The sequence below is a fragment of the Paracoccus sediminilitoris genome, assembly GCF_003259195.1.
In the GTDB taxonomy this organism is placed as follows: Bacteria; Pseudomonadota; Alphaproteobacteria; order Rhodobacterales; family Rhodobacteraceae; genus Paracoccus; species Paracoccus sediminilitoris.
In genome coordinates this window covers 1-13,909 of sequence record NZ_QJPK01000016.1, presented here as the reverse complement: position 1 = coordinate 13,909, position 13,909 = coordinate 1, and the positions used below count along the sequence as shown (strand labels likewise).

The 13,909-nt window shown below is 68.2% G+C and carries 11 protein-coding genes; 6 read left to right on the top strand and 5 right to left on the bottom strand.

Annotated elements, in window-relative coordinates; genetic code table 11:
* Positions 1 to 187 precede the first annotated feature (187 nt).
* The 4 genes from DKT70_RS12255 to DKT70_RS12240 are packed head-to-tail and all read left to right on the top strand — an operon-like array spanning position 188 to position 4,027.
* Positions 188 to 1,183, top strand: a complete 996-nt coding sequence (locus DKT70_RS12255; protein WP_111559411.1) for an iron-siderophore ABC transporter substrate-binding protein — start codon at positions 188 to 190, stop codon at positions 1,181 to 1,183.
* Positions 1,180 to 2,178 (top strand): FecCD family ABC transporter permease, encoded by a 999-nt coding sequence (locus DKT70_RS12250; RefSeq protein WP_111559410.1) that lies wholly within the window; start codon positions 1,180 to 1,182, stop codon positions 2,176 to 2,178. The genes DKT70_RS12255 and DKT70_RS12250 overlap by 4 nt, the downstream gene beginning before the upstream one ends.
* Entirely contained in the window at positions 2,175 to 3,209 is a 1,035-nt protein-coding gene (locus DKT70_RS12245) for a FecCD family ABC transporter permease (protein WP_233490553.1), read from the top strand. Before DKT70_RS12250 ends, DKT70_RS12245 begins: the two co-directional genes overlap by 4 nt.
* Positions 3,209 to 4,027 carry an ABC transporter ATP-binding protein gene (locus DKT70_RS12240; protein WP_111559409.1) on the top strand — a complete coding sequence of 273 codons (819 nt, stop codon included), beginning with the start codon at positions 3,209 to 3,211 and terminating at the stop codon, positions 4,025 to 4,027. The genes DKT70_RS12245 and DKT70_RS12240 overlap by 1 nt, the downstream gene beginning before the upstream one ends.
* Here DKT70_RS12240 and DKT70_RS12235 read toward each other — a convergent pair.
* Positions 4,024 to 7,386 (bottom strand): error-prone DNA polymerase, encoded by a 3,363-nt coding sequence (locus DKT70_RS12235; protein ID WP_111559408.1) that lies wholly within the window; start codon positions 7,384 to 7,386, stop codon positions 4,024 to 4,026. The two genes, DKT70_RS12240 and DKT70_RS12235, sit on opposite strands and share 4 nt — an antisense overlap.
* The gene (locus DKT70_RS12230) at positions 7,383 to 8,867 is read right to left on the bottom strand and encodes a Y-family DNA polymerase (protein ID WP_111559407.1); all 1,485 of its coding nucleotides are present in this window, start codon (positions 8,865 to 8,867) and stop codon (positions 7,383 to 7,385) included. The genes DKT70_RS12235 and DKT70_RS12230 overlap by 4 nt, the downstream gene beginning before the upstream one ends.
* A gap of 140 nt (positions 8,868 to 9,007) precedes the next feature.
* Between DKT70_RS12230 and DKT70_RS12225 the strand changes: the two genes are divergently transcribed.
* Entirely contained in the window at positions 9,008 to 9,682 is a 675-nt protein-coding gene (locus DKT70_RS12225; RefSeq protein ID WP_072296280.1) for a GntR family transcriptional regulator, read from the top strand.
* 81 nt (positions 9,683 to 9,763) lie between these two features.
* A complete protein-coding gene (locus DKT70_RS12220) occupies positions 9,764 to 10,669 on the top strand; it encodes a sugar kinase (protein WP_111559406.1) in 906 nt (301 codons plus the stop codon).
* On the opposite strand, the gene DKT70_RS12215 is transcribed toward DKT70_RS12220, so the two are convergent.
* From DKT70_RS12215 to DKT70_RS12205, 3 genes are all read right to left on the bottom strand, one after another.
* Positions 10,666 to 12,141 (bottom strand): UxaA family hydrolase, encoded by a 1,476-nt coding sequence (locus DKT70_RS12215; protein WP_111559405.1) that lies wholly within the window; start codon positions 12,139 to 12,141, stop codon positions 10,666 to 10,668. The genes DKT70_RS12220 and DKT70_RS12215 overlap by 4 nt on opposite strands.
* Positions 12,134 to 13,540, bottom strand: coding sequence for a mannitol dehydrogenase family protein (locus tag DKT70_RS12210; protein ID WP_456095298.1), 1,407 nt, complete (start codon positions 13,538 to 13,540; stop codon positions 12,134 to 12,136). Before DKT70_RS12210 ends, DKT70_RS12215 begins: the two co-directional genes overlap by 8 nt.
* Before the next feature lies 1 nt (position 13,541).
* The coding region (locus DKT70_RS12205; protein WP_146612631.1) for an SDR family oxidoreductase at positions 13,542 to 13,909 on the bottom strand (368 nt) is incomplete at its 5' end.

Below are 13,909 nucleotides of genomic sequence, written 5' to 3'. Positions count from 1 at the left end.
CGCGCCCTGTCGCGCCGCGCTGCCGGATTGCTGATCGGGGCCTTTTAATCCCGGCGTCAGTAAACGTCTTGCTTATTCCTAGTGTTTTTGTAAGAAACTGCCCGACTGTCGCAGAAATGCGACGCCTCAACCCTGAAATCCCGGCCCGTTCGCCGAAAGACCGATCAATTTCAACGGAGTGTCGCCGATGTGGTGCCGATCCCTGCCCTGCGCGACCGCGCTTGCCGCCTGCCTGTCCCTGCCCGCCGCGATGCCGTCGCTGGCCGGGGACAGCGATTATCCGCAGGTGATCACCCACGCGCTTGGCACCACCACCATCCCTGCAAAGCCGCAGCGCATCGCCACCGTCGGATGGGCCAATCACGAGGTTCCCTTGGCGCTTGGCGTCCTGCCTGTGGGTTTTGCGGCGGCCACATTCGGGGATGACGACGACGATCGCATCCTGCCCTGGGTCAGCGCGCGGCTGGATCAGCTGGACGCATCCCCCCCGCCGCTGTTCGAGGAAGGCGCTGGTATCGACTTCGAGGCGGTCGCGGCATCGCGTCCCGACGTGATCCTGGCCGCCTATTCGGGGCTGGAACAGTCCGAATATGACACCCTGTCGATGATCGCCCCGGTCGTCGCCTATCCCGAGGCGCCTTGGACCACCGATTGGCGCGACATGATCCGCCTGGACAGCGCGGGCATGGGGATGGCCGCAGAAGGCGACGCCCTGATCGCCAGCACCGAGGCAAAAATCGCCGAGGCCGTGGCCCGGCACCCGCAGATCAGGGGCAAGACGGCGATGTTCGTCACCCATCTGGACCCGACCGATCTGAGCGTGGTGAATTTCTACAATGACAACGATGCGCGCGTGCGCTTCTTCCACGACCTGGGGCTGGCCTCGCCCTCCAGCGTGATCGAAGCGACGAAACCCGGCCAGTTCTCGGGTTCGATCAGCGCCGAGCGGGTGGACATGTTCGACGACGTGGACATCATCGTGACCTATGGCGGCCCAGAGCTGCTGGAACAGATGCGGGCCGATCCGCTGCTGGGCCGGATGCCGGCGGTTGCCAACGACGCGGTGGTGATGCTGGGCACGGGGCCGCAGGCGGCGGCCGCCAATCCGACACCGCTGGCCATCCCCTATGTCCTGCCGGGCTATGTCGCGCAGCTGGCGCAAGCCGCGCAGAACGCGCGATGACCCGGACCCGGTCGCAGGGGTTCTGGCTGGGCGCGACCCTGCTGACGCTGGCGGCGCTGTGCGTGCTGTCGGTGATGGTGGGCACCCGTCACGTCGGCGCGGATGACATTCTGGCGGCCCTCGCCGGTCACGCCGACACGATCGGCCAGGCCGCCGTCGCCACCCGCATCCCGCGTACCGTGCTGGCCGTGATGGCGGGTGCCGCACTTGGGCTGGCAGGGGCCATCATGCAGGGGGTCACGCGCAACCCGTTGGCCGATCCGGGCATCCTGGGCGTCAACATGGGCGCCTCGCTGGCGGTGGTGATCGGCATCGCCTGGTTCAGCATGTCCACCCTTGCGGCCTATGTCTGGGTCGCGATCCTGGGCGCGGCGGCGGCGGCGATACTGGTCTATGCCATCGGGTCGATGGGCCGGGGCGGTGCCACTCCGCTGAAGCTTGCGCTGTCGGGGGCTGCGACATCGGTCGCGCTGTCCTCGATGGTGATCGCGGTGGTGCTGCCGCGCAACGATATCGCGGGCGGCGTGCGGTCATGGCAGATCGGCGGTGTGGGCGGCGCGACCTTTGCGGGCATCGCGCAGGTGGCGCCCTTTCTGGCAGTCGGGCTTATGTTGGCCATCCCCACCGCCCGCCGCCTGAACATGCTGGCCTTGGGCGAGGATCTGGCCCGCGGCCTTGGCGAAAGCCCCGCCGTCGCGCGCGGGCTGGCGGCGGTGTCGGCCATCCTGCTGTGCGGGGCCACGACCGCGATTTGCGGACCCATCGGCTTTGTCGGGCTGGTCGTGCCGCATCTGTGCCGGCTGCTGTTCGGGGTCGATCATCGCTGGCTGCTGCCCCTGTCGGCGCTGACGGGGGCCTGCCTGCTTCTGGGGGCCGATACGCTTGGGCGCATCCTGATCCGCCCGTCCGAACTGCCGGTCGGCATCGTCACCGCCCTGATCGGCGCGCCCTTCTTCATCTGGATCGTCCGTCGCCAGAGGATCGCCAGCCTGTGACCCTGCAGACCACCCTGACCCGCCTTCAGACCGCCCGCCACCGGCGTCGGAGCGCCCATGCGCGGGCCGTGGCCGGCCTTTCGGCGGCGCTGGCTTTGGCCTTTCTGATCACGTTGTGCGTCGGGCAATCCGTGACGCCGCCCGGCGACGTCCTGCGCGTGCTGGCCGGGATCGACGTTCCTGGCGCATCCTTCACCGTGGGACAGCTGCGCCTGCCGCGCGTGGTGCTGGCGGTGCTGTCGGGCCTGTCCTTCGGTCTGGGCGGCGCAGCGTTTCAGGTGATGCTGCGCAATCCGCTGGCCAGCCCCGACATCATCGGCATCAATGCGGGCGCCAGCGCGGCGGCGGTCTTTGCCATCGTCACCCTGTCGCTTGGTGCCCCCTGGGTCGCCATCATGGCGGTCGTGGCGGGGCTGGCGGTAGCGGCGGCGATCTTCGGGCTGTCCTTCGGGGACGGCATTTCGGGGGGGAGGCTGATCCTGGTGGGGATCGGGGTGTCGGCGATGCTGGACAGCGCCATCGCCTTCCTGCTGGCGCAGGCACCGGCCTGGGATCTGCAGCAGGCGATGCGCTGGCTGACCGGCAGCCTGAACGGCGCGACGCTGGACCAGGCGCTGTGGCCCGCGCTTGCCCTTGCGACCTGCGGCAGCCTGCTGATCGGCCAGCGGCGCGGGTTGGAGATGCTGAGGTTGGGCGAGGACACCGCCGCGGCCCTTGGCACGGATGTCGCCCGCACGCGGCTGATCGTCATCCTGACGGCGGTGGGCATCATCGCGGTGGCAACTGCCATCACCGGTCCCATCGCCTTCGTGGCCTTCCTGTCCGGCCCCATCGCCGCGCGCATCGTCGGGCCGCGCGGATCGGTCCTGATCCCCGCGGCGCTGGTCGGCGCCCTTCTGGTGCTGGCAGGCGATTTCGCGGGCCAGTTCCTGCTGCCGGGGCGCTATCCGGTGGGTGTCGTGACCGGCGCCATCGGGGCGCCCTATCTGATCTTCCTGATTATCCGCGCCAACAAGACCGGAGCGACCTGATGCCAGACAACACCCTTTCCGCCCGTGACCTGTCATCGGGCTATGGCGAGCGGATGATCTTTCAGGGTCTGAACCTGCAGATCCCCGCGGGCCGGATCACCGCCATCGTGGGGGCGAATGCCTGCGGGAAATCCACCCTGCTGCGGACCATGTCGCGGCTGATCGCACCCAAGGCCGGGCAGGTGCTGCTGGACGGCAAATCGATCCACGCAATGTCGCCCCGGCATCTGGCCCGGACCCTTGGCCTGCTGCCGCAATCCCCCATCGCCCCCGAGGGCATCACGGTGGCCGATCTGGTCGGGCGCGGCCGCCACCCCCATCAGGGGTTCCTGTCGCGCTGGACCGCCCGGGACGATCAGGCCGTGGCCGAGGCGCTGCAGGCGACCGGCACGCAGGATCTGGCCGAACGCGCGGTCGACGAATTGTCGGGCGGCCAGCGTCAGCGGGTTTGGATCGCCATGGCGCTGGCCCAGCAGACCGACCTTCTGCTGCTGGACGAACCGACCACCTATCTGGACATCTGTCACCAGGTCGAGGTCCTGGACCTGCTGGTCGACCTGAACCGCGCGCGCGCCACGACGGTGGTGATGGTGCTGCATGACCTGAACCTGGCGGCGCGCTATGCCGATCACCTGGTCGCGATGCGGGCGGGCAGCATCGACGCCGTGGGTCCGCCCGACCAAGTGCTGACGCGCGACATGGTGCGCCGCGTCTTCGGGCTGGACAGCATGGTGATCAGCGACCCGGCCTCGGGGCGACCGCTGATGCTGCCCTTGGGGCGGCACGGGGTGGCGCAGCCCGCCGCCAGATCGGCCTAGTGGAAATCACGGCTGGGGAACAGCTGGCGGGCCTGATCGCGGGGATGGCGCGCACCGCCCCCCATGCTGCCCCCGACAGGGCGGCGGGTTTCGTCGGCACGTCCGTCATTCACCTGCAGCGTGACGGGGCGGCCCAGTTCGCCAAGGCGCGGTGACAGGTCCTCGATCTGTTCGGCGATCACATGGATCACCTGGCCGTCGCGCTGGACCCGGCCCCGAACGCGCAGCAGGCGCCCCGTGACCACCTGTTTGCGGAAGGCTTCATAGACCTTGTTCCAGACGACGACATTGGCGTTGCCGGTCTCATCCTCCAGCGTCAGGAAGATCACGCCCGATGCCGTGCCCGGACGTTGACGCGTGATGACCAGCCCGGTGACCGAAATGCGCCCCGACGCCTGCCCCAGCCGTTCATGGGGGACGCAACCCGGCAGGTCGGGACGCAACAGTTCCAGCGGATGGGCGCGCAGCGACAGGCGCAGGGACACGTAATCCTCGACCACCTCCTGGCCAAGGGACATGGGGGGCAGGATCACCTGCGGCTCATCCCCGCCTTCTCCGTCCAGGCCGAACAGCGGCAGGGGTTTGGGGGCATTCAGCGCCTTGGCCGCCCAGAGCGCGTCGCGCCGCGTCAGGCCCAAGGCGGCAAAGGCATCGGATTCGGCCAGCCGCTCCAGCACGGCAGGCGGCACGCCGGCGCGGCGCCACAGGCTCTCGACATCGGCATAGCCATTGCCGCGCGCCAGCCCGATCCAGGCGGCATCCTCGGATTTCATGCCGCGGATCAAACGGAACCCCAGACGGATGGCCAGCGACCCGTCCTGCCGCGGTTCGAGCGTGCAATCCCATTCGGAATGGTTGACGGATACCGGACGCACCTCGACGCCGCGGTCGCGGGCATCGCGGACCAGCTGGGCGGGGGCATAGAACCCCATCGGCTGGCTGTTCAGCAGCGCGCAGGTAAAGATCGCCTGGTGGTGGCATTTCAGCCAGGCCGAGACATAGACCAGCCGCGCGAAACTGGCCGCATGGCTTTCGGGAAAGCCGTAACTGCCGAACCCCTCGATCTGGGCAAAGCAGCGCTGCGCGAAATCCGCGTCATAGCCCCGCGCCAGCATTCCCGACACGAAGCGGTCGCGAAAGCTGCCGATGGTGCCCATCCGCTTGAAGGTCGCCAGCGACCGGCGCAGGCGATCAGCCTCGGAAGGGGTGAAGCCCGCGGCGACCACGGCGATCTGCATGGCCTGTTCCTGGAACAGCGGCACGCCATAGGTGCGGCCCAGAACCTCCATCATCTGGGGGCCAAGGTCCTCGATCGGTTCGCGTTTCTGACGGCGGTTGATGAAGGGATGGACCATGCCGCCCTGGATGGGACCGGGGCGGACGATGGCGACCTCGCAGACCAGGTCATAGAAGGCGCGGGGCTGCATGCGCGGCAGGAAGTTCAGCTGCGCGCGGCTTTCGACCTGAAAGACCCCCACCGCATCGGCGCGGCACAGCATGTCATAGACGGCGGGATCCTCGGGGGGGATGTTGGCCAGCGTCAGGTGGCGGGCGCGGTGATCGGCCAGCAGGGCAAAGGATTTGCGGATCGCCGTCAGCATCCCCAGCGCCAGGATATCGACCTTCAGCAGGCCAAGCGTGTCGATGTCGTCCTTGTCCCATTCGATGATGGTCCGCCCCTCCATCGCGGCATTTTCGATGGGGCACAGTTCATCCAGGCGGTCGCGGGTGATGACGAAGCCGCCGACATGCTGGGACAGGTGGCGGGGAAAGCCGATGACCTGGGAAATCAGCCAGGCCGTCTGGCGCAACCGCCGGTCGCGCGGGTCCAGCCCCGCATCGCGCAGACGGTCATCGCCCGGCGCCGCCGAGGACCAGCCCCAGATCTGCCCCGTCAGCCGCGCCACCACGTCCTGCGACAGGCCCATGACCTTGCCCACCTCGCGGATGGCGGCGCGCGACCGGAAATGGATCACCGTCGCGGTCAGCCCGGCACGTTCGCGGCCGTATTTCTCATAGATCCACTGGATCACCTCCTCGCGCCGTTGATGTTCGAAATCAACGTCGATATCGGGCGGCTCGCCCCGGTCCTTGCTGATGAAGCGTTCGAAGATCAGCGTGATGGTTTCGGGCGGAACCTCGGTGATGCCCAGCAGATAGCAGACCACCGAATTGGCAGCAGACCCCCGCCCCTGGCACAGGATGCCCTTGCTGCGGGCAAAGGCCACGATGTCATGGACGGTCAGGAAATACGGCGCGTATTCCATGTCGGCAATCAGGGCCAGTTCCTTGCCGATCCCGTCCAGCACCTTCTGGGGGGCGCCTGCGGGATACCTCCAAGCCATGCCTTCGCGGGTCAGACGTTCCAGCCGCTGCTGGGCGGTCTCAGAGCCGCTGTCCTCCTGCGGATACTGATATCGCAGATCGTCCAGCGCAAAGGTGCAGCGCGCCGCGATCTGGATGCTACGGTTCAGCGCGGCGGGATAGCGGTGAAACAACCGCGCCATGTCCGCCCCCGATTTCAGGCGGCGTTCGGCATTGGGCAGGCGGGCGCTGCCGATGTTGTCGATGGCCCGGCCAAGGCGCAGGCAGGTCAGCACATCTGCCACAGGACGGCGATAGGCGCGATGCATCAGCGCATCCCCCACCGCCACCATCGGCAGGCCCGTGGCGGCCGAGACCTGCGCCAGCGCATCCAGCCGCCCCTGGTCGCGCCCGTCATAGCGCGGCGCCGCCCCCAGATAGGCATTGCCCGGAAAACGGCGCGCCACGGCCAGCAGGTCATCCTTGTCTGGGGCCTGGCCCAAAGGGTCGGGCGGCAGCGCGATCAGCACCATTCCCGCGCCCCATTCGGCCAGATCCGCTCCCGTCAGGTGGCATTGCCCCTTGGGCGCCCGCCGCTTGCCCAGGGACAAAAGCCGCGTCAGCCGCGACCATGCCGCCAGATCGGTCGGCAGGGCGATCCATTCCACTGCACTGTCGCGCAGGATCAGCCGGCTGCCGGCGATCAGGCGCGGCAGGGTCGGGCCGGGCAGATCAGGCACGGAGGGATCGGGTTTGGGCAGATCGGGCGCCGGGGTCTGGCCGGTGAAATGCGGCACCACCTGGCGGCTGGAATGGTCGGTTACCCGCTGGGACCGGATGATGGGCCCGGCCTCGGCGTGAAGGCGGCGCAGTTCCTTCAAGGCGGAAAAGGCCCGCACCACACCCGCGACGGAATTGCGATCGGTGATGGCGATGGCCTCGAGGCCCAGTTCGGCGGCGCGGGTGACCATTTCCTCGGGGTGGGAGGCCCCGGTCAGAAAGGTGAAGTTCGTCGTCACGCAAAGTTCGGCATAGCGGGTATGGGGGGCGGTCATGCGAATTCCCCCGCCACGTGCCAGCCGGGGTCCTGGGGCGTGTGGAACAACCACAGCCGCGGCCCCTGATGCGTCTGGATGCGCCAATAATCGCGCAGCCCCGTACGCCAGTCGGGATCGTCCAGCCACCATTCGGGCGCGATCCGTTCGGGTCCCCCCGCGCGCAGGGTGGTCAGAACCTGCCCCTGCCAGACGAACCCTGCAGGCGGCGTGCCGGGGCGCGGTTCGCTGGTGGGCGTGACCAGCTGGGGCGGGAACAGGCGCAAGGGGCGTGCGGGACCGGACCATGCGACCCCCCGCGCCGCGCAGGAATAGGCCGCGGCGGCCAGATGAAAGCTGCGTTCGGGGATCAGACTCTCCACCGGCAGGAACCGCAGGACCGCATCGAAACCCAGCCGGTTGCCCAGCCGCGACAGCAGGTCGGCCAGCGCGTCGCCCCCCTGCCCGGCCTGGTCCATGGCGATCTGCCCCGGCGCAAGGGGTTCGGTCCGGGGGGCGGTCAGGCGCATCGCCTCGATCCCGAAGCCGGCATCGATATCGTCCAGGCCATGCGCGAACAGCGCGGCCATCCGGTCGGGATCGCGCATGGCCCGCGCCAGGCCGATCTCGACGGTCACGGTTTCCCGGTCGACGCGCGACAGTTCCAGCCGCAGCCGACGCGCGCCGTGCTGATGGTGGGACAGGTGATCGCACAGCCGCCCCAGCAGGCGTTCCAGACCCGCCATCACGTCGTCCCGCAGCCCGATGGGTTCGGGCAGGGTCATGCGGACCCCGAAATGTGGCGCATCAGGTTCGGCGGCGACGGGTTCGGGCTGATGGCCCAGCAACTGGTCCAGCCGCATCATCAGGTCGGCCCCGAAACGGCGGGCCAGGGGCGCGCGCGGCAGGGCCGCCAGATCGGCCACATGGGTCAGGCCCGCCCGCCCCAGCGCGGCCGCCGTCGTCCCGTCGATCCGCAGGGCATGGACCGGCAAATGCATGACCCCCTGCGCCAGCCGCCCGTCGGGCACGATCCCCCCGCCATGACGGGCCAACGCATGCGCCGCCGCCCGCGTGCCCGCAATGGCGGCCACCGCCGACAGCCCGGCACGCGACAGACCGTCCTGCAGGTCGGCCAGCAGCTCTGCCTCGCCCCCGAACAGATGGGCGACGCCGGTGATGTCTGCCAACAGCCCGTCCCCCCCATCGCGCGCCACCAGCGGCGAATAGCGCATCGCCCATCGGCGCAGGCTGGCCAGCGCCGCCCCGTCCGCCGCCAGATCGGCGGGGCGCGTGGAAAGATCGGGGCAGATCGCGCGGGCATTGGCCAAGGCCATGCCGGGGTGCAGGCCCTGTGCCAGGGCGTCGGGGTTCAGGCAATGCAGCTGATCGGCATTGCCGACACGCAGGACCAAGGCAAAGGGCCCTTCGACGGGGCGATGCCGCAGGCTGGCTTCGCTTGCCAGCCTTGGAAACCAGATGCCAAGCAGCCGCCGTCCCATGATCCTTTCCCATCCATTCGTTATGTTCACTTTACGTTCTAATTACGGAACATCTTTCCACAAGTCGAGTCCGGCAATTCACCTCCCGTAGACTTTACTTGTATGGAAGTATGGAATAGTCCTGAGAGCAGGAGAAACCGATGCCCGAACATACCATTCTTGCGCGCCCCGCATCCACCGCCCAGCAGGTCCATGACTGGCTGTATCAACGCATCATCCGCGGCGACCTGCCCCCCGGTGCGCGCCTGTCCGAAACCGAGATCGCCGACAGCATCGGCCTGTCCCGCCAGCCCGTCCGCGAGGCATTCATCCGCCTGGCAGGCGAGGGTCTGGCCGAAATCAAGCCGCAGCGCGGCACCTATATCGGCAAGATCTCGGTCCGTGCGGTGCTTTCGGCCCGCCTGATCCGCGAAGCCGTGGAAAGCGATCTGGCCCGCATGGTGGCCGATGCCCGCCCCGACCTGGGCGCCATGCAGTCCGAACTGGCGATCCAGGACCAGGCCGACAAGGCGGGCGACGTGGCCGAATTCATCGCATCGGACGACCGGTTCCATCAGGCGATGGCGCTGGCCGCAGGGCAGCCCGCCGTCTGGCAGGATCTGGAACGGCTGAAATCGCAGATGAACCGCCTGCGCCACATGTCGATGCGCGTCTTCGACCGCAGCCGGACCATCGCCCAGCATCGCGCGGTTCTGGACGCGCTGACGGCGGGCGATGCCGATGCGGCGGAAACCGCGATCCGCACCCATCTGCGCCAGATGCTGACTGAACTGCCCGAAATGGCCGCGGCCCATCCCGATTATTTCACCGACTGAAAGACACCCGATGCGACAGACCCGGCGCGGCCTTGGCCCGAACGATCCCGTTTCCATCGACCCATCGCGAAAGGACCTGACATGACACGCATCATTTCCGTGGGCGAAGCGATGGTGGAACTGTCGGCCAGCGACCAGCCCGACCTGTGGCGCCTTGGGGTCGCGGGCGATACGCTGAACACCGCATGGTATCTGCGCCGCCTGATGCCGCGCGACTGGCGGATCGATTACCTGACCCGCGTCGGCACCGGCGAATTTTCGCAGAAACTGGTCGATTTCCTGAAAGCCGAGGGCATCGGCACCGACCATGTCACCCGCGACCCGGAGCGAGAGATCGGCCTTTATGCGATCAGCCTGAAGGATGGCGAACGCAGCTTTTCCTATTGGCGCGACAACTCGGCCGCGCGCAGGCTGGCCGATGATGCAGGCGCACTGACGCGGGCCTTGCAGGGCGCGCGCATGGCCTATCTGTCGGGGATCACGCTGGCGATCCTGCCCGCCGAAGGCCGCCAGACATTGATGCAGGCGCTGATCCAAGCGCGCAAGGCGGGCACCACCGTCATCTTTGATCCGAACCTGCGGCCCCGGCTGTGGGCGGATGCGGCGACGATGCGCGAGACGATCCAGCAGGCGGCGTCCCATGCCGACCTGATCCTGCCCAGCTTTGACGACGAGGCCACCCATTTCGGCGATGCCGATCCGCAGGCCACCATCGCCCGCTATCTGGCCGTGGGCAGCTGCCATGTCGTGGTGAAGAATGGCGGCGGGCCGATGGCCTTTGAGGGCACGCAGGGTCAGGGGCGGCTGCCCGACCTGCGCCCCGAGGCGGCAATCGACACGACGGCCGCCGGCGACAGCTTCAACGCGGGCTATCTGGCCGCATGGCTGCAAGGGGCCGACTGCCATGCGGCGATCATGGCGGGACATGACCTCAGCCGCCGGGTGATCCAGCACCGCGGCGCCCTGGTGCCGCAGGCCGTGGGTTAGACCACGGCCCCGATCTGCCAGGGCAGGAATTCGTTGTCGCCCAGCCCCAGGGCCTCGCTTTTCGTTTCCTGCCCCGAGGCCACGTCCAGGATCATCGCGATGATCTGGCGGGCCTTGTCCTGCAGGCTGACACCCGACAGGATATCACCGCAGTTCATGTCCATGTCGTCGCGCATCGCGGCATAAAGCGCGTCATTCGTGGCCAGCTTGATCGTCGGCGCGGGCTTGGAGCCGAAGGCCGAACCGCGCCCGGTGGTGAACACGATCAGCTGCGCCCCGCCCGCGATCTGACCCGTGGCCGACACCGGATCATAGCCGGGCGTATCCATGAAATTCAGCCCCGGCGCGGTGATGGGCTCGCCATATTCCAGAACCGCGTTCAGCGGCGTGGCACCAGCCTTGGCGACCGCACCGAGGGATTTTTCCAAAATGGTGGTCAGCCCGCCAGCCTTGTTGCCGGGGCTGGGGTTGTTGTCCAGCGACGCGCCGTTCCGAGCGGCGTAATCCTCCCACCAGCGCAGGCGGGCCAGCAGCTGGTCTGCCAGTTCGGGACGCGACACGCGGTCCAGCAACAGGCGTTCGGCGCCGAAGATTTCGGGCGTTTCGGACAGCACGACCGATGCCCCCTGCGCCGCCAGCATGTCGCAGGCCACCCCAAGCGCCGGGTTTGCCGTGATCCCCGAAAACCCGTCCGAGCCGCCGCATTGCAGCCCGATCCGCAGCGCGGATGCGGGCACCGGCGCGCGGCGCGCCTGATCGACCTGCGGCAGCATCTGCCGCACGCGGTCCTTGATGGCATCGATGGTGCGCCGGGTACCGCCGTTTTCCTGGATGGTCAGCCCGTGGAACCGCGCGGCCTGCCCCAGATCCCGCTTCATGCGGGCGATCTGCATCACCTCGCAGCCCAGGCCCACGAACAGCGCCGCGCCGACATTGGGATGCCCCGCATGGCCGGTCAGCACCCGTTGCAGCGCCTGCCAGCCCGGCCCGCTGTCGGCCATGCCGCATCCCGTCCCATGCGCGAAGGCCACCACACCATCGACATGCGGGTAAGGGTCCAGCGCCCCTTCGATCCGCAATTCCTCGGCGGCGCGCCGGATCACTGTGGCCGAACAGTTCACGGTCGCCACCAACGCGATGAAGTTGCGCGTCCCGACCTGCCCCCCGTCGCGGTGATAGCCCTGAAAGACCATTCCTGCGTCCTGATGCGCCGCTAGCGCCGCCTGCGCTTGGGCCAGTCCCGCCCCGGGGCGATAGTCGCGGTCATGCTCGCCGAAGGCGCAGTTGTGGCTGTGGACGTGATCGCCCGCGGCAATGTCGGCGGTGGCATAGCCGATGGTCTGGCCGTATTTGACCACCGTCTGCCCTTGGGCGATACCCGCGCGGGCGATCTTGTGACCGGCAAGGGCGATGCCCTTTTCGGTCAGGATCGCCACGTTGTCAGCCGGGTTCAGGATCAGCGGATCACGCATCGGCCGCGGCCTGCGCCGCCCCCTTGTCGCAAAGCGCCGTCAGCGCCGCCGTCAGATCGCGCGCAAAGCCCGCATCCGCCCGCAGCGCCGCCGGAAACACCTGTTCCAGCGCCAGAAAGCCCGCAACCGTTTCGGCGGGATCGTCGCACCACAGGGTGGCCAGCCGGTCGGCCATCGGGTCCTTGACCTCGATCGCCCTGCCCGCCAGATCGACCCCCGAGACATAGCGCATCCAGGCGGCCACCGCCAAGGTCAGCCCCGGAACCGCACGGCCCGCGGCGCGGCCTTCGGCAATGGTGCCCAGGATGCGCTGCGGCAGCTTCTGGCTGCCATCCATGGCAATCTGCCAGGTGCGGTGCCGGATGGCGGGGTTGGCATAGCGGTCGTGCAATGCATCGGCATAGGCGGCCAGATCCTCGCCCGGCGGCGGGGTCAGGGCGGGGATGATCTCATCACGCCACAGCTTGCGCACGAAGGCGGAAAAGACCGGATCACCCATGGTTTCGGCAATCGTCTGATGGCCCGCCAGATAGCCCAGATAGGCCAGCGAGGAATGCGTGCCGTTCAGCATCCGCAGCTTCATGTGTTCATAGGGCGTCACATCGGCGACCAGCTGCACCCCAACCGCGCCCAGATCAGGGCGGTCGCCGCCCACGAAATCATCCTCGACCACCCACTGGCGGAAGGGTTCGTGCATGACCGGGGCCTCGTCGCGCTGGCCGGTCAGGCGGGCGACCTGATCCAGATCCTCGGGGCTGGTCGCGGGCACGATGCGGTCCACCATGGTCGAGGGGAAGCGCCCTTCGGCCCTGATCCAATCGGCCAGTTCAGGGTCGATCAGACCCGCCAGTTCCAGCACGACGCCGCGCAGGACATGCCCGTTCTCCGGCAGGTTGTCGCAGCACAGCACCGTGAAGGGCGCGGTGCCCGCAGCGCGGCGCAGTTCCAGCGCGCGGACCAGGAAACCCGGCGCCGATCGCGGCAGCGGGTTGTCCAGATCGTGCCGGATATCGGGGTGATCGCGGTTCAGCCGACCGGTCGAGGGTTCGTGGCAATAGCCCTTTTCCGTCACCGTCAGGCTGACGATGCGGATGGCGGGATCGGCCATCGCGTCCAGCACGGCCTGCGCGTCCTCGGGGGCGACCAGGACGTCGCGCAGGATGGTGACGACCTGCGGGCGTTCGCCGTCCGGGGCCAGTTCGACCGCCGTAAAGGCCCAGCCCTGCGGGCGCAGCCTGTCGCGCGTGCCCGGCGATTTCAGCGACACCCCGATGATGCCCCAATCGCCGCCACCGGCCTGCATGGCCTGATCGACATAGATCGCCCCATGGGCGCGGAAAAAGGCCCCAAGGCCCAGATGGACGATGCCTGCGGGGGCATCGGACGGGGTGTGATGCAGCCTATCGTGCAAGCCAGCCTCCATCGACGTTCAGGATCGCGCCGTTGATGTAATCGGATGCAGGCGCTGCCAGGAAGACGGCGGTCTGGCCGATATCCTGGGCCTTGCCCCAACGGCCCGCGGGAATGCGGTCCAGGATGGCCCGCGACCGGTCGGGATCGGCGCGAAGGGCCTCGGTGTTGTTGGTTTCGATATAGCCGGGCGCGATGGCATTGACGTTCAGGCCCTTGGCGGCCCATTCATTTGCCATCAGCTTGGTCAGTCCCGCCACGCCATGCTTGCTGGCGGTATAGGAAGGCACGCGGATGCCCCCCTGGAAGGACAGCAGGCTGGCAATATTCACGATCTTGCCCATGCCGCGCGGCAGTG

Coding starts and splice junctions, on each gene's coding strand:
- DKT70_RS12250 (WP_111559410.1), top strand. CDS start 1,180: ATGACCCGGACCCGGTCGCAGGGGTTCTGGCTGGGCGCGACCCTGCTG.
- DKT70_RS12220 (WP_111559406.1), top strand. CDS start 9,764: ATGACACGCATCATTTCCGTGGGCGAAGCGATGGTGGAACTGTCGGCC.
- DKT70_RS12225 (WP_072296280.1), top strand. CDS start 9,008: ATGCCCGAACATACCATTCTTGCGCGCCCCGCATCCACCGCCCAGCAG.
- DKT70_RS12235 (WP_111559408.1), bottom strand. CDS start 7,386: ATGACCGCCCCCCATACCCGCTATGCCGAACTTTGCGTGACGACGAAC.
- DKT70_RS12255 (WP_111559411.1), top strand. CDS start 188: ATGTGGTGCCGATCCCTGCCCTGCGCGACCGCGCTTGCCGCCTGCCTG.
- DKT70_RS12240 (WP_111559409.1), top strand. CDS start 3,209: ATGCCAGACAACACCCTTTCCGCCCGTGACCTGTCATCGGGCTATGGC.
- DKT70_RS12215 (WP_111559405.1), bottom strand. CDS start 12,141: ATGCGTGATCCGCTGATCCTGAACCCGGCTGACAACGTGGCGATCCTG.
- DKT70_RS12230 (WP_111559407.1), bottom strand. CDS start 8,867: ATGGGACGGCGGCTGCTTGGCATCTGGTTTCCAAGGCTGGCAAGCGAA.